The organism is Pandoraea pulmonicola, from assembly GCF_000815105.2.
In the GTDB taxonomy this organism is placed as follows: Bacteria; Pseudomonadota; Gammaproteobacteria; order Burkholderiales; family Burkholderiaceae; genus Pandoraea; species Pandoraea pulmonicola.
On record NZ_CP010310.2, the window covers coordinates 425,831 to 447,147 of the forward strand.

The window sequence follows — 21,317 nt, forward strand, 5'->3', positions numbered from 1 at the left end:
TCCCCCACAGGAGAGTCGTCATGAGCCGCACCTATGCATTCCGTATCGTCAACGTGTTCGCCGAGAGCACCTTCGGCGGCAATCCGCTGTGCGTCTTCGAAGACGGAGAGGGATTGAGCGACGAGGAGATGCGACTGCTGGCACGGCAGTTCAACCTCTCCGAGACGACCTTCATCTTTGCCTCGGAGACGGCCGATGCGCATGTGCGGATCTTCACTCCGGGTTACGAAATGCGCTTCGCCGGTCATCCGACGTTGGGCACGGCCCATGTGCTGCGCGCGATGCGCAACCTTGGCAATCAGGTAACGCTGCAATTCGCCGCAGGCTTGGTACCGGTCGAGGCGAACGGGGATCACTGGACGCTCACGGCACCATCGTCGGGCGAGCCGAAGATCGAGAAGGCGTCGGAGGCGGACGCCGACATCGCGGCACTGGTGCGGCTCGGCCGCGACGATCTGGCGCAATCGCCGCAATGGGTCGATACCGGCGCGGACCAGCTGCTCATTCCGCTGCGCAATGCCGATGCCGTCGCACGCGCCCAACCGGACAGCGCGCGCATGGACCGTTGGCCGCTGTCGAGCCTCGATCGCAAGACCGGCTACGTGTTCTCGCTCGATGGTGAGAAAGATGGCGAGTTGCAGGTTACCGCGCGTTACTTCTTCACCACCCAAGGCGGCGGGGTCAGCGAGGATCCGGGCACGGGCTCGGCCTGCGCCAACCTCGGCGGCTGGCTGATCGGTCAGGGCTATCCGTTGCCGGTGCGCGCGCGCGTGTCGCAGGGCGATGCGATCGAGCGCCCGTGCCGTCTCTCGCTCGAAGTCACGGCAGCCCGGGAGATTCGCGTGGGTGGCCGCGTGATCGAGCTCGCGCGCGGTGAAGTGAGCTTGTGAGCGCCGGGAGACGACAGTCGTATGTTTGCTTTGGCCGCACCCGTCGAAACCGAACTGGAAATCAGGAAAAGCCGGTTCATCGGCATTGTCATGCCCGCGGCGTCGCGTGAGGTTGCCATGCGCGAACTCGACGCGCTGCGCGTGCGCTATCCGAACGCCACGCACTATTGCTGGGTGCTGTTGTGCGAGGGCGCGTCGGGTTTCGACGACGATGGCGAGCCGGGCGGGACCGCCGCCAAGCCGATGTACAACGTGCTTATGCACAAGGGACTGGCCAACGTGTTCGCCGTGGTCGTGCGGTATTACGGCGGCATCAAGCTGGGGGCGGGCGGGTTGACGCGCGCCTACGGACAAGCCGTGAGCGAAGCGCTCAAGCTCGCCACGCTCACGGCCGTCGAACCGATGGTCGAGCCGAGCTACCGGGTGTCGTTCGCGCACGAAGCGATGCTGCGTCGGTTGGCCGAGCGCTTCGGCGCCGAAGTGCTTGACGCCGCTTACGACGACGCCGTCACCTTGCGGCTGCGGCTCAAGGTGCGCGACGTGGATGCGTTCGAGACCGACGCCACGCAGGCGCTCAGCGGCGGCCTCGAACGGCGCGACTGACGACGCGCATCAGTCGTCAGCCGCGCGTTACGCGTCACGCGATAGATCCCATCGTTGGTCCGTCGCTTCCTTGCGCCATGGCGCGATGGCGCTTAAGCATCAGCGCACGTTGATGACGCCGCGCATGCCGGCTTCGAAGTGACCGGGCTCGAGGCATGCGAAGTCCACCGTGCCGGGCTGCGTGAAGTGCCACACGAGCGTCTTGCGCTCGCCAGGCTCGAGCGTCACCGCATTCGGCTCCGCATGCGACATGCCGGGCATCGTCCGCATCATCTTCGCGTGCTCCGCGAGTGAGGCCGAGGTGCCGAGCATCATCTCGTGTCGGATTTTGCCGCTGTTGGTAACGACGAAGCGCACCGTATCGCCACGTCGCACCGTGAGCGTGGCCGGCGAGAAGCGCATGGTGTCCCGCATGTCGACGTCCACGGTGCGTGTTGCCTGCGCCTCGTCACTGGCTTCACCGATGGTGGCCGCGGCGCCGCCGCCGTGACCGTGCTGCATGTGCATGGCGTGCGGATCGTCCGCGAAAGCCGGTGCGGCGAGCATCAGGCTGGCCGCGCAGACAACGAATTGCGCCGGGATGGCGCGGGCGAGATGAGAACGAATCATGACTTGCCTCCAGTTTTGCCTGCATTGACAGGCGGACGATGGGAAGAGGGTAACGCGGAAGTGCTGCCTTGCCACGGACGGGCCACCGAGCCGCCTGGCGCGCGATACCAGCCGGGATCGCGGTAGCTGTCGCGCGGCAGATCCCGCCGGACCTTGAGCGTGGTGAACATGCCGCCCATTTCGATGGGGCCGTAGGGGCCGGTGCCGGTCATCATCGGCAGGGTGTTCTCGGGCAACGGCATTTCCATGCCGTGCATCGAGCCGCCGGTTTCGCCCATCGCCATGTAGTCGGGAATGATGCGCGCGATCTTCGTCGCGATCTCGCGCTGGTTCACGCCGAGCATGGTCGGTACCTCGTGGCCCATCGGGTTCATCGTGTGATGCGACTTGTGGCAGTGGAACGCCCAGTCGCCGGGTTCGGTGGCGTCGAACTCGATCGCACGCATCTGGCCGACGGCCACATCCGTGGTGACTTCCGGCCACTGCGCGGAGGGCGGCACCCAGCCGCCGTCGGTGCCGGTCACGCTGAACTCGTGACCGTGCAGGTGGATCGGGTGATTGGTCATCGTGAGATTGCCGATGCGAATGCGGACCCGGTCGCCCTGACGCGTCACCAGAGGATCGATGCCGGGGAACGCGCGACTGTTCCACGTCCACAGGTTGAAGTCGGTCATCTCGTTCACGCGCGGCGTGCGACTGCCGGGATCGATGGCGTAGGCGTTGATCAGGAAGACATAGTCGCGATCGACCGGCTGGAACGACGGGTCTTTCGGATGCGTCACCCAGAAGCCCATGAGCCCCATCGCCATCTGCATCATCTCGTCGGCATGCGGGTGGTACATGAAGGTGCCTGGACGCTTTGCCTCGAATTCGTAGACGTACGTCTGACCCGGCGCGATGGCGCGCTGGTTCAGACCCGCCACGCCGTCCATGCCATTGGGCAGGCGTTGACCGTGCCAGTGCACGCTGGTCGCTTCGGGCAGGCGATTGGTCACATAGAGCCGCACGCGATCGCCTTCGACGACTTCGATGGTCGGCCCGGGGCTCTGGCCGTTGTAGCCCCACAGGTTGGCCTGCATGCCCGGTGCGATCTCTCGCACCACCGGCTCGGCGATCAGGTGGAATTCCTTGACGCCACCGCGCATGCGCCACGGCAGCGTCCAGCCGTTGAGCGTGACGACAGGGCGATACGGTCGGCCGTTCGGCGGCGAATGGGGTTTGGCCGTGCTGGCGTCGGCGCGCGAGGGCGCGTCGGGCAGTGCCGCGAGGCTGGTGCGCTCGACGGCTGCCGCGCCCATGACGGCGAGGCCCGCGTCGCGCAGGAATCGTCGGCGCGAAGTCATGCGCCACCTCCATGCTGATGAGTGAGGGAAGGTTGGGGGGCCGTCGGCGTGGCGTTGCCCGGCGTCGGTGTGAGGGTGGACGACGAGCGTGCGGCGCCTGTGGCGTTCGAGCTTGTGGCGGCGGTGCTCGCCGGATCCGGGCCGCCACCGCCTACGCTCTCGCGCAGTGCCGCGTCGGCCAGCCAGTAGTCGGCCGTCGCGTCGATGTAAGCGAGCACGGTGTCGCGTTGCTCGCGAGCATCGCTCAGCAGCTCGAAGACGCTGGCGAGCATGCCGTTGTAGCGCAGCAGCATTTCGTCCGAGACCCGTTGGCGCAGCGGCAGCACCGTGGTGCGATAGTGCTCGGCGATGTCCCATGCCGCCAGCGTCTGTGCGCGACGCGTGCGCACGTCGGCGCGCGCGGCCACCGCGTTATCGGCCAACCGGTCCAGGCTTTGCCGGTAACGGGCTTCGGCCCCCGCCACGCGCGCGCTGCCCCAGTCGAAGAGCGGCACCTCCAGCGAAATCTCGTAGCCGCGCTCGTTGGGCGAGCCGGTGGCGCTGTTGTTGCGATATGCCGCGTCGAGCACGTTGACGAAGCGCGTGGTGCGCGTGAGGCCGAGGTCGCTTGCCGTCGCGTCGAGTGCGGCACGCGCGGCGTGAATGTCGGCGCGCTCGCGCATCGCTTGCGCTTCGGCATCGGGCCATGCGGGTCGGGCGGTTGGAACGACGGGCAGCCGGGCCGGTAGCGTGAAGGTCAGTTGCTGCCCCCACAGGCCCATCTGACGGGCGAGATGTTCGTGCGCGCTGTTGGCCTGCTCGCGTGCCCGGGCGAGGCGCGCCGCCGTATCGGCGTAGACGAGGTTTTCCTGCGTGCGTCGCATCGCGCTGAAGTTGCCCGCGCGCGCCATGCCGTCGGCCAGTTCGCTGGCGGCCTGCGTGGCGAGGCTCGTCTGCTCGAGGATACGGACGCGCTCCTGCGCCGCGACCGCTTCGATCCATGCGCGGCGCGTGAGCGTGGCCTGCTCGACGATCGCTTGCGTCACTTGCGCCTGCACCTGCGCGAAGCGGCGCGCCTCGACGCGTGAGGCGAGTGGCATGGTGAGTACGCGCACGATATCGAGCCCCCAGGCGCGTTCGATGCCGACGTCGCCACCGCCCTGCACACGCTGGAACGAGAAGCGGGGATTGGGCAGGCGTCCCGCCTGCACCAGCGAAGCTTCCGCGATGCCGAGCTCCGCGTACGTCGCCTGCAAGCCGCGATGATTGAGCAGCGTGAGCTGCACAGCGGCGTCGACGTCCAGCGGCTTGGCAAGCAGCGCGTCGCGCTCTTGTGCGAGCGCTTGTGCGCTGGTGTCGTCGCGGGCCCACACGGCGGATTTGCCGAGGCGTTGTTGCGTCGCGTCGGCGACGGCGCCGAAGCCACCGTCGTCGCTGAACGTCGCGCAACCGGACAGGACAAGCGTGGCGAGCACGGCCGCAGTCAATGGCGCACGGCGGTGTGATCGTCGCGCGTCGTGCGCACGAGGCGACGAGGCGGCATCGCGATTCGGGGCGAGACGCAGCGGCGGGACGATGGGGTAAGACAGCGCGGCGTTCATTGCGAGTCTCCCGAACTGCCATGACCGGCAGGTCCGTCGCTGGGCCGGCCGCCGCCGTGCCCTGCGTGAGCGTCTGCCGGTGCCTCGGCGGGTGGCGGCATCGGCATGGCGTGGCTCATTGCGCCGTGGTCGGCGAGAGTGCCGGGCGTCGCCACTGCATGGCCTGAATGCCCCTGCATATCGTGGCCGCCAAGCATCCCGTGCGAGGTGGGCGGTGCGTTGGAGGCCCCATGCGAGCCGTGCGATCCCGATGCCTCCGGCGGTCCCGATGGTCCGGATGCCGCAGGCAGCCGATGGGCCTCATGCGCGCCAGACGCCGCGGGCATCCCGGCCTTCCCGGGCATGGCCGCCGCAGGGGCTCCGGAGGTGGACCCGTGGGCGCCATGTGACCCATGCATCCCATGCGCCTCGGACATCCCCGGTGCTGCGGAAGTGCTGGCGTTCACCATTCGCCAGTCGCCCACGGGAACGGACAGCGACGGCCTTGCAAAATCCTGCAGCACGGCGGCGGGTGGCGGCCCGACGGCGGCGTCCGGCGAGGCGGGGTCATCGTGGGGCGGTGGGCCGGCACGACGCGCGTCCGTCGGTTCGAGGGTTGCCGCGCCGCCAGCTTTGGTGGCGTCATTGGCTTCATCGGCGCTGTAAGCGGGCGCGGACCCCACGCCCCACAGCGATAGTGCGACGGGCACGATCCACGCGTGCCGTCGTAGAAAATTCAATGTCATCGAAAACTCGTCTCGCTGGCGAGACCGGTGACCACGCGTCATCGACGCGGGTCGTCCGGCTTCGCACGTTCATCAGGCGGACGGACTTCGCGCAGGCAACGCAGGCGAGCGAGGCCCGTCGTACGCAAACGGAGGAAGTCGGTCCGGCGAGGGGACGCAGACAGTGCACGCGCTCAGGCGGCAAGCCGTTGCAACACGGGTTGACGAACGGATTGGCGCGACGCGGAACCGTCAGGCGACGAGGGTTTTCGGAGGACGTTCAGGGACGGCGACGATGGCGCTGGCAGCCGTCGTGCGCAAGAAGGGAATCGCAGCGGACGGCTCGGCGTCGGGAAGGCGAATGGCGACGCTGGGCGGCAGTGCGGTGCAGACCACACACGCCGCGCAGGCCGAACAACTCGTATGGCTTGCTGAATCGTGAGAGGCGAGACTTCCCGAAGACGCATCGTGGTTGCCCGTCGATGCCGACGTTGCCATCGAGGAAGCATCGTCGTGATGGTGCGCGATCGGCATGAGAGCGTCGTCGCCACTTCCCATCGCGCGATGCATGGCCTGCATCGCGGCAGGGCCGGTCAGGCTATCTGCCGACGCGGTTCCCGGCGCGCAATGCGTGCGCAGCGCGGCCATGGCCTGTAACGGCATGGTCACGCACAACAGCCACAGCACGAGAAGTTTGCGCCAACGATTCATGCGCGAAGTCTAGCATCGCCCGCGCGTCGCTCGCAAATCGGCATGTGCCGATCGACGTGCACGCGCCGGCGTGTTTCGCGTCAATGCTCGAAGAGATGAAACGTCTCGAAGTGAGTGCGCCGCCGCGACAGCGCGACGAGATTGACGATGCACACGGCGGCTACCAGCACGAACAACGACGCGGAGACCTCGATGGTATCGCGCGCGAGCAACGAGATGAACGTCAGCCCGATCATGAGCGTGAGCAGAATCCGGTGCAGCCACGCGGCCAGGCGCAGGTGGCGCTCCGATTGCGCGATGAGCACGACGAGCGAGACATAGAACGGTGCGGCGATCAGTGCGAGCACGCACAGCGCGAGCAGGATGCCGAGCGCGCTGGCGAGTCTCTCGGGGCCGCCGGCCGTACTCGATTGCACACCGACGACCGTGGCCGCCGCGAGGTAGAGCAGCATCAAACCATTCAGAGCGATTGCGATTCGGTTCATGACATCTCTCCGGCAATAGAGGGCGGAGGTGATATCGCCCCGCAGGGATTCGCGGGGGCGGGTGACGCTCAGGCAGTCGGGGCTTCCTCAGAGGCTTGCGGGTCCCGACAGCGTCGCCGGCGGCAAGCCAGACTAGCCGCGCCAGACGATATTTCCGTGACAGCGGGGCGGCGTGCGATGGCGCCCGTCAGCGAGGCGGTTCCGGAACGCTCGTGCCTCTCGGCCGTGCGTTGCGTGCCGACGCCGCCGGTGGCGAGAGACCCAGCCAGACGGCGGCGGCCTCGATGACCGCGGGGTCCGGCGTGGCCTGCACGCGATAGATCGACACGTTGCCGCTGTCGTCCACGCAGAACAGGTCGCGTTCGAGATCGGCCACGACATCCAATCGTTGCTGGACGAGGTAGAAACCCATCGGCGTGAGGTCCTGCACGAGCGCCGCGAGCGTTTCGGGATAAAGGAACAGATGGCGCGGCCAATGTCCGTGGCGGGATCGGAATGTGCCGAGCGCGCCGAGGACATGGGCGAGCGTGCCGCCGTGTCCGCGCACGTTGTCGATCAGGCAGGGGGCGTTGCGCGTGCCGGCGTTGGCCGCGTCATCGGGACCGCCGGCAATGTCCGGACGATCGATGGCGGGCCTGTCCGATCCGTCCGGGGTGCCCGTCATGCCGGACCGAAGGCTGCAGGGAAACGTAGGGTGTCCCATGCTTCACCCCGCACGTCCGGCAGGGACGTTGATGCACCGCGGATGGCGCACCGACGACGAGGTACAGGTATCCACGAAACCTCCGCAAACTTCCCGAAGGTGAGTGCCCGATGAAATATTGATCTTGTGGTTCGATGGTTGCAGACGGACAGCGCGGACGAAATCCGCACTTTCGCTTAGTCCGTCGGCATGAGGCGCGAGGAGAGCACAAATGGAAACCGGCGGACCAGGCCGCCGGTTGAGGCCCCATCGGGGCATCGCCAGCCGCGTGTACCGGCGCGGCATGGTAAGGGCCAAGGAGACTTGGCGCCAGAAGGCATTACCGTCATGCGTTGAACCGCCATTGGTTCACGGTCGCGCCCATGCAGTTTGACTGCAGTACGAGTATAGGTCGCGTACCGCGCACGCGAATCGGCTTTTTGGATGAGCGTCCGCCGCTCCTGAGCCTGAGAACCACCGCATGCGAACCAACGGACGGCCGCACACTCGAATTGGCGCACGATTTCCCTCGTGACCGTGGTTTCGTCCGCGCCGACTTTGGGTTTTAATGGCACCATTCGTGGCGGCATCGCGCGCGTCGCGGCATCCTCGCAGCGCATCGCATCACACACCGCCGTACCCCTGTAGAACATTCCAATGATGGCAACAAATTCTTTACAACGTTGGGCCCTGCTGGCTTGCCTGTGCGCGGCGCAGAGTGCCTTCGCCGCCGATCAGTGCGAAGGCATTCTGCTGCTGGCCAAGAGCGCGCAGGGTGGTTTCGAGGACATTACCGGCCCGCTCGCGGCAAAGAACGAGCGCGGCGAGAGCTATCAGGCAACCTATTCGATGCCGGGCGGCGACTGCAAGGTGTTCCGTGCGACGGGCCTCGCGCCGACTTACGAATGCATCTGGGATTACCAGAAGATCACGCCGATGGACCTGCGCAACCAGGCGCAGTCGTTTGCCACGCAGGTCTCACGTTGCACGCGCGGGGTGACGACGGTGCGCACCACCACCACGAACCAGGCCGGCCTGCCCGCCGAATGGCAAAGCGCGACTCGCAAGTACGCACGGCCGGTCAACTTCACGGTCACGGCGCAGGACATGGTGACGCCGCGCGGCGAGCGGATTCGCGAGATTTCGCTGTCGGTCGAGAAGCAAGTCGAGAAGTAACGACGGCGCTGCCGCGAGGGCAGGCTGCAGCAGTTACAAACGGTTGCAGACCGCGCGACGCGTTAACACTTTTTCGGTCGACGCTCATTCGACTGACCCGGTACAGTCATTCTTGAGGCGTATGGCATGCCTGCGAACCGCAGCGACATGCCTCGCCCCGTGCCAACCGGTCCCACCCCAGGACCGGACGCTGTCGGCCCGACGCGCCGATCCACGGCTGAACCCAAATGAGTGCCCGAATTCGCTGTTCCCTCCTGTTGCTGCTGGTGTGCGCCTATCCCGGCTATCCCGCCTGGGCCGACGGCGGGCGTGGGCGCGACATGCTCGACGTGAACAAGGCTTCGCTGCGCGAAGACATCAGCCGCTTCAATGCCGACCGTGGACGCGCCCAGGCGGCCTACCCGAACTGGGCCGCACCGGCAGAACCGCGCGAGCGCCAGTACACGCCGCAAGGCATGCCGCGCGGCCCGCGCGCTGAAGGCGGCGGCCGCCGCGGCCGCTGACGCGCCGACGATGCACCGAATGTTGCACGCGTGCAACATCGAGTGCCATTGTCCGAGCCGGGTGACATCCGGTTATCTGTCCCTCCTGCTGCCTATTATTTCCGCGCAATCCACACCCATCATGGCGAATGTGAGTATTCGCTAACTCGGCGATATAACGCATATATCGATTCCGTTATACCGAGATTAATTGTGGCGTGGGTGGTCGGCCGATTTTTGTCTCTCCACCATTTCCCGGCCATCTCGTGTGGTGCATTTTTCCGTCGTGCCGCGGCCTTTCTGAGCACGGTGGGGCTGTGCGAGAATCACGGCCGTTCAACAGGGAGGCGCTTCTCAAGCAGGGCGCCGGCAGGTCCCGCGCAAAGCGGGAGCAGGCACACAAAAGACATAAACCAAGGAGAAGTCAATGAAGCGGAGTATGGCCAAGGGCATTGGCGGGGCATTCGTTCTGGGCGCGTGCATGAGCGCACCGGCATTCGCGCAGTCGAACGTCACGCTGTACGGCCAGGTCGACGCCTGGGTCGGCGCGGTCAAGAATCCGGGCAGCGATCGCGCCTGGACGCAGGGCGGCGGCGGCATGTCGACCTCGTACTGGGGCATGAAGGGCAACGAAGATCTCGGCGGCGGCCTGAAGGCCGTATTCGTGCTCGAAGATTTCTTCCGTCCGCAGAACGGCCAGTACGGCCGCTTCCAGGGCGATTCGATGTTCTCGCGCAACGCCTACGTCGGTCTGCAGTCGGACACCGCCGGTACCGTCACGATGGGCCGTCTGACCACCTCGTACTTCGTTTCGACGATTCTGTTCAATCCGTTCGTGGATTCGTACACCTTCAGCCCGATGGTGTTCCACACGTTCATCGGCCAGGCCGGCCAGGGCATCGTGGGCGACTCCGGCTGGAGCAACGCCGTGATGTACACCACGCCGAACTTCAAGGGCCTGTCGGGCAGCGTGTCGTACGCGTTCGGCAACAAGGCCGGCGAGACCGGCCAGAACAAGTGGAGCGCATCGGCGCTGTACTTCAACGGTCCGTTCGCCGCGACCGTCGCGTACCAGCAGGTCAAGTTCGACTCGCAGCCGGACGACATGGCCGGCATGGCGGGCTTCCGCAGCCAGCAAGCCTTGCAGCTCGGCGCCACGTACGATCTGCAGGTCGTGAAGTTCTTCGGTCAGTACCAGTACATCCGCAACAACATCACGGGCGGCGGCGTGTCGGAAAACGGCGGCCAGCTCGGCGTGTCCGTGCCGGTGGGCAACGGCAAGGTGCTTGCTTCGTATGCCTACACGAAGAGCTCGGGTGCGAGCAACGTGAACCGCAAGACGTGGGCGCTCGGCTACGATTACAACCTGTCGAAGCGCACCGACATCTACGCCGCCTACATGAACGACAAGGTGAGCACGCTCTCGGGCGGCGACACGTTCGGCGGCGGCATTCGCATGAAGTTCTGACGCGGCATGGCGCGCGCCGTCGCAGCGCGCCGGTCGCAACCGGAAGGGGGCAAACGCCAAGCAGGGCGTTTGCCCCCTTATCGCATTCGGCCACTCGCTTCGCTCCGAGATGTTTCGCACAGCGGTTTCGCGTGTCACTGTTCAGACGTGTCCGCGCTATGATTTGTGCACCGCGCAAGATGGCGCGTGCGAGGGCATTTTCGCCACCTACAGGACAAACGGAGTAGAGACGACATGACGATTCAACACGTGGGCATCATTGGCGCAGGCACCATGGGCAACGGCATTGCACAGGCCTGTGCGGTGGCCGGGCTGCCGGTGACGATGGTGGATATCAGCGACGCCGCCGTGCAGAAGGGGGGGGCGACGATCGCGGGCAGTCTCGACCGCCTCATCAAGAAGGACAAGCTCACGGCGGCCGACAAGGAAGCGGCGCTCGCCCGCATTGCCACGTCGACCGACTACGCGGCGCTCGGCAAGGCCGACATCGTGATCGAAGCCGCCACCGAGAATCCCGACCTGAAGGTCAAGATACTCAAGCAGCTCGAAGGCGTGGCCAAGGAAGGCGCCATCGTGGCGTCCAATACGTCCTCCATCTCGATCACCAAGCTCGCGGCCGTGCTCGCCAAGCCCGAGCAGTTCATCGGCATGCACTTCTTCAATCCGGTGCCGCTCATGGCGCTCGTGGAGATCATTCGCGGTCTGCAGACGAGCGACGAGACGCACGCCCGCGTCGAGGCGTTGGCGCGCCAGCTCGGCAAGTCGCCGATCACGGTGAAGAATGCGCCGGGTTTCGTCGTCAACCGCATTCTGGTGCCGATGATCAACGAGGCGTTCTTCGTGCTGGCCGAGAATCTGGCCACGCCCGAAGAGATCGACGAGGGCATGAAGCTTGGCTGCAACCATCCGATCGGGCCGCTCGCCCTCGCCGACATGATCGGGCTGGACGTCTGCCTGTCGGTGATGAACGTCTACTACGAAGAGTTCGAGGACTCGAAATACCGCGCGTGTCCGCTGCTCAAGGAAATGGTCGCGGCCGGCTACCTCGGTCGCAAGACCGGACGTGGCGTCTATACGTACTGAAAGCGCTGAAGGCGCTGAGGGTACTCAGGTACTGATGTACTGACGCACGGGGCCAGTCCCTGCCCCCGCCCACCGGCGTGCGAGAGGCGCGCCGGGGGCGTGGGTCGCGGAGTCATACCAGCACGTCCGCAGCGCGCAGATCGCCCGGCACAGGCATGCCGGGGACAGGCCCGGCGGGGCCGGCGCCCGGAGGCTGCTGCGAGGCGCCGGAGCCGGACTCGTATCCGCTGCTTCCCTCGCTGGCCGAACTGCCGATACGGCTGCGTTGCCGTCCGCGGGGACGCGTGAGCGCCACGGTGAACAGCTCTCCTGGTTGATGACCGATGTCCGCGAGCGCGGCATCGAGCACGTCGCTCATTTCCCCCTCATCCCTGACCAGCGCGAATCCGACGGCTTTGACGCGGCTCCACGGATCGAGCAGTACCGTGCGGTCGCGGGCCTGCATGATGAGTCGCGCGAAACAGCTGCCGGTAATGCCATCGACGCGCCGACCGGTGTCGGGAAGAGGAGTGCTGGCCTCCAGCACGTCGATGAGCTCGGCGGATTCGGTATAGAGCACGAGAACGTGCGCTTCTCCGAACTGCGGCCAGATAGTGAGCATTCGGATGCAATCGCCGTGCACGCCGTTCTCGATGAGGAAATGGAACAGGATCTCCGCATTCTCGTGGCAGAACGCTTCCGTTCGCGGGTTCAGCCGGTAATGCGTCGCCGTGATCAGTGCCGCCAGACGCTGCTGCTCGAACAGGGGGGCGTCCGGAGGGATCCTGGAGGCCTCTGCGCGAATGGCCTGCCGGTTCGGCACGATCGAGTCGTCTCGCCCGTCGTTCAAGTCCGCGCGATTGCTGCGGCGAAGCTGCATCCGCGCGACGTCGGAGTAGGCGGACAGAATGGCGTCCTGCGCGGCGGCGTCGTGAAGGTGACTCAGCACGGCGTCGACCTCGTGGTGACTGAGCGCGATGCTGTCCGGCGTGGCGCCGCGGTCGGGGCCGCACCCGCCGCCGCACAGCCGCAGCGGCGGATGGGCGGTCCATTGCCCGGTTTCGAGGTCGTAGGCGACGGGAACCTGCGCCTTGTCGCGGCGAGGTGCGTCGACGAGCCAATGGTCGGCGTTGTGTGCGCGCGTGATGCGATAGAAACCGGCATCGCCACGCAGGTACTGATGCCCGTCGACGATGACGATGCGATCGTGGCCGGACGGCAGGCGCTCCGGTGCAATGTGCTGTGCGTAGTCGCGCAGGTGGCTGTGCTCGCCGACGATGTGCGTCCGGCGCAGTCCGGTGTTCATGTGGCGCACGTTGCTGAAGCCGCGGTCCCGGCCGTGGTTGCCGGCGAGTTCGATGTCGGCCGTCGCTTGCTCGCCGCCATGTTTCACGTCGTCCATCGCACGGCTCTCCATCGGCACATGCGGGTTCGTCGGCCTGCCTTTGGACTCCGGCGCCGCCGCGAAATCGCCTGGCTTGCGCGCGACGCCATCGTGGACGCCGAGCGCGATCTCCGATGGCAGTGGCGCACCGTCCTGCGATGCCCGTACTGCCGTGATGGCCGGATGACCGAGGACCGCCGAGTTGAAGTTCTGCAGGAGCGAAGCGATCCGGTCGGAGCCGGGAGGTTTGCCGTCCATCCCGTCGGCAAGAATGTCGGCAAGTTCCGATGGCAGTCTCGTCGCGAAGACTCGCGGGACGAGTCCCGTTGCGACGTCGGCCGCGCCACCGGCGTCATGCATCTTCTCCCGGAACGCCGGTTCGACTATCTCGCCGGTAAGTATTTCGTAGAGGTTGGATGCCGACTCGCTGAGGTGGCGGAACGGGGCGTTTCCGGCGCCGAACGAGCGCAGCACGTCCTGCGACGTGTATTCCGACTTCAGTGACGCATGCGCCACTGGGGCGATGGCGACATCGTCGGGTGGGCTATCGGCCATCGGGTCGTACATGCCAGTGGGGGAATCGTCGGGTTTCCCGCGAGGGATGCTCATTCTTGGAAGACCGCCTGCAACCGGCGCGGCGAGGTTCGCCACCAGCATCAACGCGAATGCGGCCGGCCAGACGGTGTTCGCCCGCGGTGGCGAGTAGGCATGACGGCTCGCTACCTCGACGCGGCGAACGCGCGATGCCGACGCGGGTGCGGCGCTTCGGAAGGTTCGCTCGAAAGTGTCGCGATCCGCACATGCGTGGCGGTTCGCGCGAAGTGCCGATGCGGCTCGATGCTGTGCCGCATCGGGGAGCCGGTAAGCCGGGCGGTAGGGAGTGCGACGGTATGAGGCATACGGCATGGCAGAGACTCCAAGCGAAGGGTAAGCAATCCCGGCGCGCGTTCACGATGACAGGAGGAATGCGCCCGGAGCGTACCTGTTGAATGGCGAGGCGCGTCAAAATCGTTGGGCCGCACGTTGACCCTCCAACGGGTCGGGATCTGCTGACTCGTCGGCGTCCGGTGCGCTCGGCAAGCTCGGCAAGCCCGAGCGCGACGAAGGCATCGACGCCCCCGATCCGCCGCCTGAGCTTTCACCGCCCGAACTGCTGCCGCTGGAGCTTCTGGCGCGCAATCTTCTGAAGCTCAGGCTATCGCTACCCGAGCTCGCGCCGCTCAGGCTCAGGCCGCTGGCGCTTCCCGCGCCCAGGCTTGTGCCACCGGAACTGCCGGCGCTGGTGAGGCTGCCATGGCTGCCCTGACGGCTCATCGGGCCGCGCCGTTCGGACAGCGGCCGGGTCACGGTCACGACGTACCGCCGCCCCGGCCGATGGCCGATGTCGGCGAGCGCCGCATCGAGAATCGCCACGACATCCTCCTGTGTCCCGGCTCCGGCGAACGAAATCGCTTTGCTCCGGCTCCACGGATCGAGCAGCACCGTTTTGTCGCGCGTCAGGAAGACAGCCCAGGCGAAATGCGTGTCGCCAATGCCATCCGGCCGGAAATCGACCGGCGGGTGCGGCGTTACCTTGTCGAGAATGTCGATGAGGCGTCGTGATTCCGAGTAGAGCACCATGACGTGAGGGGCGCGATGGCGCGGCTGAACGGTGATCATGCGCAGTTGCTCGGCGGGGACGCCGTCTTCGAGCAGGAACTGAAAGAGAATCTCGGCGTTTTCCTGGCAGAACGCTTCCGAGCCCTGATGCGAAAAGTAGTAGCGGGTGGTGATCTCCGAGGCGAGGCGCTGCTGCCGCGCGAGTGGGGCGTGCCGGTCGATGTGCTTCATCGCTTCGCGAAGCGCCATGCGGTGATCGACGATCGAGTTGTCGCGTATGCTCCGCAAGTCCGCACGGTTCGATCGCACCAGATTCATCAGGCCGAGATCGGCGAACGAACTCAGGATCGCACCGCGCACCTTTGGGGCAGGGAGATGGCGGGTCGCCAGGAAGATGTCTTCGAAACTGCCGTTAATGCTGTCGGGCTTGGCGGGCTTGCTTGCTCCGCACCCGCCGCCACACACGCGCAGCGGCGCGTGCGCTTCCCATTGTTGTGTTGCGGGGTCGAATGTCACGGGTACTTGCGCGCGGTTGCGGCGCGGCGCGTCGATCAGCCAGTGGTCACCGCTCAGGCCGCGCTCGATCCGATAGACGCCGGCAGCGCCACGCAGATAGTGATGTCCATTCGCGAAGAAGCGTCGCGCGCTCGCGTCTGCCGGCGCGTGCTCGGGAGCCAACGTTTGCTCGTAACCGGCCAAATGATCGAACTCACCCCGAATCGCAAAGGTGCCCTCGGCCCCGGCGTGCGCCTGCACCGGCGTCGCATCGACATCGCCCGACAAGCGCATCTCGTTCGCATGGTCGAGCGTGGGTGAGAGATCGCGCTCGTGCGCTCGCCCGTTGGCGTCGTCATCGGCATCTTCGACGTCTTCGGCATCTTTGGCACCGGCGAGGGGAACCTGTGCGGCGTCATGAAACGTCTCGCTGGCGTAATCGTTCGGCGGCACCTCACCGTTCACGGGAAAATCGGCCTCGGGCTTCCCCACGGTGTCCTTCTGAGCGTTCGCGTGCATGCTCGGCGAAGTGAACTGAATCAGCCCCGTCAGCCTGTCGGCGCTCACCGGCCTGCCTTCGATGTCATCCACCGCGATGCCGGCCACTTCGGCGGGAATTCGCATGAGTTGCACTCTCGGCAGCAATCCGGTGACTTCGTCCACGAGACCGGCCCACTCGTCCATCGATCGCCGGAGTTCGGGATCGACGTCGCCGCCGCTCACGGCAGCGAAGGCATCGGCGAGTTGCCGCGCCGCGCTCCGGAACGGGTTGCGCGCCACGGCCATGGCCTTGAGCAGGTCGAGCGATGTGTACTCCGACTTGATGGTCGACAGCACCAATGGCGCAACGGCCACATCGGGCGGCGCCACGTTCTCCGGACGACCCAGCGGATCCTCCGTACGCAAAGCGCCATCGTCGGCGGACGGCGGCCGGCTTCGCGCCGGCACGCGGGCGCTCGTCGGTGCGGCGAGATTGGCGACCAGCAGGAGCGCGAAAGCGGCGGGCCAGACCGCCGAGGGGTTGCGGTTGACGTCAGGCGCGTCGTTGGCAGTGGTGGGCGCGCGCGGCTGTCGCGCGCGCGCCGGTCGTGCGCGTTGGAACGTCCCGGGGAAACCGGCAGGGGCATGCGCGGCGCGCCGTCGGCGCTCGGCCGCGCAGGAAACGTCATACCTTGCGGAGACATCGATAGCACGTCGGTGCGACGCGAACGTCATGATGGGACCTCCAGATGGATATGGCGGGGGAGCGTGCTGGCGAGGCCGTAGACGTGCTTGGGCGTCATGGGCTGTGGTGGCACGGCTAGCGGACGTCGATGGCGGCGCGGAGCTGGACGGTGCTGCCGCTGCCGGTGCTGCTGGGGCGGCGACCACTGGACAGGCTTCCGCTGCTGGCCGAATTGCCGCTGCTGGAGACGCTGGTCCGGGACATTCTGTACAGCCGCGTAAGCGCAACGGAGTACGGTGCCCCCGGCGCGAGCCCGGTATCGGCGAGCGCGGCTTCGACCAGCTTGCCCACGGCCTCGGCGCTGTCGGCGTGCACGAAGGCCGTGGCCCGCGTGCGACTCCACGGATCGAGCAGGATTGTGTTGCGCCGTGCGTGGAATCCGTCGAGGACGAATTCCCGGCCGCTGATGCCGTCGCGATCAAAGCCGGTCGGTGGGTGCGGTGTCGCGGCGCTGAGTTTGGCGATGAGCTCGGGCGATTCGGTATAGAGCACGAGCGCGTGCGGCGCCCGGTTCCACGGCTGCACGGTGATCATTCGCAATCGCTGCGACGGGATACCGTGGGAGATCAGGAAATGCAGGAGAATCTCGGCGTTCTCCTGACAGAACGCCTCGGTGCCCGGGTTGAAGTGGTAGTACATCGTCGTGATGAAGGCCGCCTCGCGCTGCTGCAGGTGCAACGGTGCGTTCGGGTCGACGTTCTGCATCAACGCGCGCAAGTCGGTACGGCGGTCGATGATCGAATGGTCGCGCGTCGCGCGCAGGTCGGGACGATTGCTGCGCTTTAACTGCAACCGCGCCAGATCGTTGAACGCTCGCCGGATGGCGTTGCGCACCTTGCTTTCTTCGAGATGTTCGATCGCGCGCTGGATTGTCTCATCGTCGGCAATGATGCTGTCGGCAGTTGGCAGCCGGCTCTGGACGCACCCTCCGCCGCACAGCCGTAGCGGGGCCTGGGCTCGCCAGGTGTCGAGCTCGGCGTCGTATTCGATGGGGACTTGAGCTCGCCGGTTGCTGCCGCGCGGCGCGTTGATCAGCCAATGCGCGGAGTCGGTGCCGCGCGTGGCGTGGTAATAGCCAAAATCGCCGCGGATGTAGAAGCGCCCGTCCACGAAAAGCAGGCGTCTCGGTACAGAAGACGGCAGATTTTCCTGTGACAGCGAATGCGCGTAGCCCTGTAGATGCTCGCGCTCGCCTTCGATCTTCGGGTGCGTGGCAACGAGGGTCTCACCGGCCGCGAGGCCGACGTCACTCATGATGATCTCGCCGGCGATCTTCGAGGGAAGCTTCGGCCTCGCCCCATCGGATTGCGAAGCGGCGGCGCTCTCCAATTCACCATCTCTTGCTATCGCCATTTTCCCTTGCCGCTCGCCGGGGCGCGGGGCGACCTCGGCAGCAGGCCCTTCGTGTTGCGTGGCCGATGCCCGATTGCGGGTGGGCTCACGCTGACTTGGCGCGACGCTGTCCTGTTGCGGCACTTGTCGCTCGGCAGCGCTTCTCCACGGATGAGGATCTGCGAACTGGAGCCAGTCGACGATCTGATCGGACTCCACTTCCTTGTTCTGAAGCCGCTCCGATGCGAACGTGGCCGCCTTGCCCGGCATCCGGGAGAGCTGAACTTTCGGTATCAGATTCGTGATTTCGTCGAACAATCTCGTCCATTGCCTGATCGTTTTCTTCATGCCGGAAGCCAATGCCTTGCCGGTCAGCATCGTGTAGGCGTCGAGTACCGTGTCTACCGAGTTGGTGAACGGGGTTTCGGACGAGCCGAGCACCTCGAGAAACTCGATGAGCGTGTAGGACGTCTTGATCTCGATGGGAACGGCCGCAACGTGGACCACCTCGGGCGGGGCGGTGCTCGCCGCTTCGACCGGAACCGGCATATCGGGGCGCACGGCAACCAAGGGAGCCAGCACGTCGATGTCGCCGGCGGGCCCGTCGGGTCGCGGCACGTCCCAAGGGCTGCCGGCCCGTGCCGTCGTCAGTACGTTGCTGACGAGCAAGAGGGGAAGGATCACCGGCCAGACCGCGTGCGACGCCGAAGCCGGCTTTCTGTCGCGTATCGTGGGCGTGCACGCCGCGCGTCTGGCGGGCGCCAAGCGAGCGGCGCGAAAAGTCCTGGCCAGCCCGCCCTCGACACTGTGCCGGTGCGGCACGCTGGACGACAGGCAGTAGCGGGGCGGTGCATGGAACGCACCGCGATGTGGCGCATAGGGCATGACAACGTTTCCTTTTGAGCGGGCTTGCAGGAGGAGAGGCGTGCGCGGGCCTTCAGGCGCTGCGCACGTCATGGTGTCGTTGCGCGGGCGGAAGCCTCTAACGGAGGGGGATGCGCGGGGGGCTGTGATGCGAAGTGTGAAGCATGGCGATGTCTCCCGTAGTGGTGGGCGAGCCGGGAACCGCCTGTCGACGACATGGCTGTTTCCCAACGCCCTGGGGAGGAAGACTGCCGCCGCCCGCGCGGGCGGGCTTAGGCATCAGTCATGCGCGTTTTCGTTTTTACTTTCGTTTCGGCTTTGCGCCGACGATGGCCTCGGAACGGCAAGGCCGTGGGCCGACGCGCCTCAGCCCGCCAGCCGCTTGCGCGTGTCGTCGTACTCCTGCTTGAGCCGGGCGATGATTTCGGCGGCCGGGCGCACGTCGTCCATCAGCCCCACGCCTTGCCCGGCGCCCCAGATGTCCTTCCACGCCTTCGCCTTGGAGAAGTTCATGGCGGTCTTGTCGGCCGTGGGCAGATTGTCGGGGTCGAGCCCGGCGTTCACGATGCTCTGACGAATATAGTTGCCCGACACGCCGGTAAAGAGATTGGTGTAGACGATGTCGTTCGCGCTCGCATCGACGATGGCTTGCTTGTAGTGCTCGCTCGCGTTGGCTTCGCTCGATGCGATGAAGCGCGTGCCGATGTAGGCGAGGTCGGCGCCCATGGCCTGCGCCGCGAGGATCGATCCGCCATTGGCGATCGAGCCGGAGAGCACGATGGGGCCGTCGAAGATCTTGCGCACTTCGCCCACCAGCGCGAACGGCGAGAGCGTGCCTGCATGGCCGCCCGCGCCGGCCGCCACGAGAATCAGGCCGTCGACGCCGGCTTCGAGCGCCTTGTTGGCATGGCGCAGGTTGATCACATCGTGCAGCACGATGCCGCCGTAGCTGTGCACGGCGTCGAGCACTTCCCTGGGCGGTGCGCGCAGGCTGGTGATGAAGATCGGCACGCGATGCTCCACGCACACGCGCACGTCGTGCTCGAGCCGCTGATTCGATTGATGGACGATCTGATTGACGGCCAGCGGGCCGACCACCGCGTCGGGATTGGCCGCCTTGTACGAGGCGAGTTCTTCCGTGATGCGCGCAAGCCAGTCTTCGAGGATTTGCGGCTCGCGCGCGTTTAGCGCGGGGAATGAGCCCACGATACCGGCCTTGCACTGCGCGAGCACCAGCTCGGGGTAGCTCACGATGAACATCGGCGACGCCACGACGGGCAGCGCCAGGTTTTGCAGAATCTTCGGAAGGGCCATGGAGTCTCCTTGGTCTGGACGTTCACGGGGCGACTCGCGCACGGCGTGCCCCTCGGGTTGCGATGCGCCACGGCAGGCCGTGCAGTTTCGCGAACGATCGTTCGATTATAGGGGGATTCATTCGTCGCCCGGGGTGCGGACACTCGAAGAAAGCTTCGGTTCGGCGTGGGCGCGCGCACCGTATCAGGGAAAGTCCCCTTGGGGATGCGCGGGGCGCGCGACTAGGATGAAAGCGCGTGCCAGGCGTTGCCCGGACACCGGAAACGCAAGGACGGGCGTCGCGTTAGCGACCGTGGCGCTCGTCCGGCACGTCATGTCCTCAAACGCCGCTTGCCCTGACCGGCAAGCGGCGTTGTTTTTTGGGGCGCGCTTAGGTGGCGTGCAAGGCGTCGGTGTCGGCATCGACGCGCAGCGCGCCCGCCTTCGCCAGCTCTTCGACGAGTGCGTCGAGCAGTTCGGGCCATGCCGAGGGCGGCGCGAGCATCGCCGCCGCGCCGCGCCACGCGCGCGCCGTCTCCAGCGTGGCCTTGAGCGCCGCGCGCGGCATCTGGCCTTGCGCCATCAGACGAAAGACGATCAGCACCTTGAGCGCGTTGCGTGCGTTGCGTGCCGGATCGCTGCGCAGATAGTCGAGACGGCTGCGCGCGGCGGCGAGCGCACCGTCGATATCGTCGAACGGTTGGCCGTGGCCCGGAATGACCTGCGCGACGTCGAGTTGTTCGATGAGATCGAGCACCGCGGCCTGTTCGGCGAAGCCCGACTCGCCGTCGAGTTCCGGAAAGATCACGCCGAAGCCGCGTTCCCACAGGGCGTCGCCTGAAATCAGAATACCGTCGGCGGCGTTGTAGAGCATCAGCGCGTGCGGGTCGTGTCCCGGCGCGCCGAGCACCAGCCATTCGTGTTCGCCGAGCATCATGGTGTCGCCGGGCGAGAGGGTCTCGTCGAATGTGAAGCGGGCGCATTCCTGTCCGGTGGCGTCGAACGACAGGCGCTGGGCGTCCCAGTGGCGCACCGGTTCGGCTTCGGCGGCGGGCACCCACGTGCGGCATCCGTAGCGAGCCTGCAGGGCGGCGTTGCCGCCGCAGTGGTCCGAATGCAGATGGGTATTGATCAGGCGCGCGAGCGGCTGGCCTTCGGGCAGGGCGTGCGCGACGAGCGCCAGCGTCTGTTCCGAATGCGAGACGTAGCCGCTGTCGACCAGCGCGGGGTCGTCGCCGAGGAACAGCACGTTGTTCGATGAGAGCCAGCCGCGCTCGAACACGCGCAGGCCGTCGGGCAAGGCAAGCGAGGTCATGGGCGTTTCTCGTGA

17 protein-coding genes are annotated in these 21,317 nt (G+C 66.3%); 6 read left to right on the forward strand and 11 right to left on the reverse strand.

Translation table 11 applies throughout. The features are described from left to right. Positions 1-20: 20 nt before the first annotated feature. Positions 21-890 carry a PhzF family phenazine biosynthesis protein gene (locus RO07_RS01820; protein WP_039407564.1) on the forward strand — a complete coding sequence of 290 codons (870 nt, stop codon included), beginning with the start codon at positions 21-23 and terminating at the stop codon, positions 888-890. A 21-nt stretch (positions 891-911) separates the two neighbouring features. Continuing rightward, on the forward strand, positions 912-1,493 hold the full coding sequence (locus RO07_RS01825) for an IMPACT family protein (RefSeq protein ID WP_039407565.1): 582 nt from the start codon (positions 912-914) through the stop codon (positions 1,491-1,493). A gap of 99 nt (positions 1,494-1,592) precedes the next feature. Here RO07_RS01825 and RO07_RS01830 read toward each other — a convergent pair whose 3' ends face one another. The 6 genes from RO07_RS01830 to RO07_RS01855 form a co-directional block, all read right to left on the reverse strand. Beyond that, positions 1,593-2,102 (reverse strand): cupredoxin domain-containing protein, encoded by a 510-nt coding sequence (locus tag RO07_RS01830; RefSeq protein WP_039407567.1) that lies wholly within the window; start codon positions 2,100-2,102, stop codon positions 1,593-1,595. Beyond that, a complete protein-coding gene (locus RO07_RS01835) occupies positions 2,099-3,445 on the reverse strand; it encodes a multicopper oxidase family protein (RefSeq protein ID WP_039407569.1) in 1,347 nt (448 codons plus the stop codon). The genes RO07_RS01830 and RO07_RS01835 overlap by 4 nt, the downstream gene beginning before the upstream one ends. After that, entirely contained in the window at positions 3,442-5,025 is a 1,584-nt protein-coding gene (locus tag RO07_RS01840) for a TolC family protein (RefSeq protein ID WP_084072396.1), read from the reverse strand. Before RO07_RS01840 ends, RO07_RS01835 begins: the two co-directional genes overlap by 4 nt. Before the next feature lie 956 nt (positions 5,026-5,981). Continuing rightward, entirely contained in the window at positions 5,982-6,440 is a 459-nt protein-coding gene (locus RO07_RS01845; protein WP_039407571.1) for a hypothetical protein, read from the reverse strand. Positions 6,441-6,520: 80 nt separating this feature from the next. Further along, entirely contained in the window at positions 6,521-6,925 is a 405-nt protein-coding gene (locus RO07_RS01850; RefSeq protein ID WP_039407573.1) for a hypothetical protein, read from the reverse strand. A gap of 187 nt (positions 6,926-7,112) precedes the next feature. Beyond that, positions 7,113-7,589 carry a hypothetical protein gene (locus tag RO07_RS01855; protein WP_039407575.1) on the reverse strand — a complete coding sequence of 159 codons (477 nt, stop codon included), beginning with the start codon at positions 7,587-7,589 and terminating at the stop codon, positions 7,113-7,115. 675 nt (positions 7,590-8,264) lie between these two features. Here RO07_RS01855 and RO07_RS01860 point away from each other — a divergent pair. The 4 genes from RO07_RS01860 (at position 8,265) to RO07_RS01875 (ending at position 11,816) form a co-directional block, all read left to right on the forward strand. After that, the gene (locus tag RO07_RS01860) at positions 8,265-8,783 is read left to right on the forward strand and encodes a hypothetical protein (RefSeq protein ID WP_039407576.1); all 519 of its coding nucleotides are present in this window, start codon (positions 8,265-8,267) and stop codon (positions 8,781-8,783) included. A gap of 227 nt (positions 8,784-9,010) precedes the next feature. After that, positions 9,011-9,286 (forward strand): hypothetical protein, encoded by a 276-nt coding sequence (locus RO07_RS01865; protein WP_147284571.1) that lies wholly within the window; start codon positions 9,011-9,013, stop codon positions 9,284-9,286. A 406-nt stretch (positions 9,287-9,692) separates the two neighbouring features. Continuing rightward, on the forward strand, positions 9,693-10,733 hold the full coding sequence (locus tag RO07_RS01870) for a porin (RefSeq protein ID WP_039407582.1): 1,041 nt from the start codon (positions 9,693-9,695) through the stop codon (positions 10,731-10,733). 234 nt (positions 10,734-10,967) lie between these two features. Then, positions 10,968-11,816, forward strand: a complete 849-nt coding sequence (locus RO07_RS01875; protein WP_039407585.1) for a 3-hydroxybutyryl-CoA dehydrogenase — start codon at positions 10,968-10,970, stop codon at positions 11,814-11,816. Positions 11,817-11,928: 112 nt separating this feature from the next. Here RO07_RS01875 and RO07_RS01880 read toward each other — a convergent pair whose 3' ends face one another. The 5 genes from RO07_RS01880 to RO07_RS01905 all read right to left on the reverse strand — a co-directional run bounded on the left by RO07_RS01880 (position 11,929) and on the right by RO07_RS01905 (position 21,302). Beyond that, positions 11,929-13,746: a hypothetical protein gene (locus RO07_RS01880; protein ID WP_039407588.1), complete on the reverse strand. Its 1,818-nt coding sequence runs from the start codon at positions 13,744-13,746 to the stop codon at positions 11,929-11,931. Between the two features lie 435 nt (positions 13,747-14,181). After that, a complete protein-coding gene (locus RO07_RS01885) occupies positions 14,182-16,488 on the reverse strand; it encodes a hypothetical protein (protein ID WP_052266938.1) in 2,307 nt (768 codons plus the stop codon). Between the two features lie 85 nt (positions 16,489-16,573). Then, positions 16,574-18,499: a hypothetical protein gene (locus RO07_RS01890; RefSeq protein ID WP_147284570.1), complete on the reverse strand. Its 1,926-nt coding sequence runs from the start codon at positions 18,497-18,499 to the stop codon at positions 16,574-16,576. 561 nt (positions 18,500-19,060) lie between these two features. After that, on the reverse strand, positions 19,061-20,008 hold the full coding sequence (locus tag RO07_RS01900; protein WP_039407596.1) for an NAD(P)H-dependent flavin oxidoreductase: 948 nt from the start codon (positions 20,006-20,008) through the stop codon (positions 19,061-19,063). A gap of 370 nt (positions 20,009-20,378) precedes the next feature. Further along, positions 20,379-21,302, reverse strand: a complete 924-nt coding sequence (locus tag RO07_RS01905) for an MBL fold metallo-hydrolase (protein ID WP_039407599.1) — start codon at positions 21,300-21,302, stop codon at positions 20,379-20,381. Positions 21,303-21,317 lie beyond the last annotated feature (15 nt).

Coding starts and splice junctions, on each gene's coding strand:
- RO07_RS01845 (WP_039407571.1), bottom strand. CDS start 6,440: ATGAATCGTTGGCGCAAACTTCTCGTGCTGTGGCTGTTGTGCGTGACC.
- RO07_RS01830 (WP_039407567.1), bottom strand. CDS start 2,102: ATGATTCGTTCTCATCTCGCCCGCGCCATCCCGGCGCAATTCGTTGTC.
- RO07_RS01825 (WP_039407565.1), top strand. CDS start 912: ATGTTTGCTTTGGCCGCACCCGTCGAAACCGAACTGGAAATCAGGAAA.
- RO07_RS01900 (WP_039407596.1), bottom strand. CDS start 20,008: ATGGCCCTTCCGAAGATTCTGCAAAACCTGGCGCTGCCCGTCGTGGCG.
- RO07_RS01835 (WP_039407569.1), bottom strand. CDS start 3,445: ATGACTTCGCGCCGACGATTCCTGCGCGACGCGGGCCTCGCCGTCATG.
- RO07_RS01820 (WP_039407564.1), top strand. CDS start 21: ATGAGCCGCACCTATGCATTCCGTATCGTCAACGTGTTCGCCGAGAGC.
- RO07_RS01860 (WP_039407576.1), top strand. CDS start 8,265: ATGATGGCAACAAATTCTTTACAACGTTGGGCCCTGCTGGCTTGCCTG.
- RO07_RS01855 (WP_039407575.1), bottom strand. CDS start 7,589: ATGACGGGCACCCCGGACGGATCGGACAGGCCCGCCATCGATCGTCCG.
- RO07_RS01865 (WP_147284571.1), top strand. CDS start 9,011: ATGAGTGCCCGAATTCGCTGTTCCCTCCTGTTGCTGCTGGTGTGCGCC.
- RO07_RS01875 (WP_039407585.1), top strand. CDS start 10,968: ATGACGATTCAACACGTGGGCATCATTGGCGCAGGCACCATGGGCAAC.
- RO07_RS01870 (WP_039407582.1), top strand. CDS start 9,693: ATGAAGCGGAGTATGGCCAAGGGCATTGGCGGGGCATTCGTTCTGGGC.
- RO07_RS01885 (WP_052266938.1), bottom strand. CDS start 16,488: ATGACGTTCGCGTCGCACCGACGTGCTATCGATGTCTCCGCAAGGTAT.
- RO07_RS01880 (WP_039407588.1), bottom strand. CDS start 13,746: ATGTACGACCCGATGGCCGATAGCCCACCCGACGATGTCGCCATCGCC.
- RO07_RS01905 (WP_039407599.1), bottom strand. CDS start 21,302: ATGACCTCGCTTGCCTTGCCCGACGGCCTGCGCGTGTTCGAGCGCGGC.
- RO07_RS01850 (WP_039407573.1), bottom strand. CDS start 6,925: ATGAACCGAATCGCAATCGCTCTGAATGGTTTGATGCTGCTCTACCTC.
- RO07_RS01840 (WP_084072396.1), bottom strand. CDS start 5,025: ATGAACGCCGCGCTGTCTTACCCCATCGTCCCGCCGCTGCGTCTCGCC.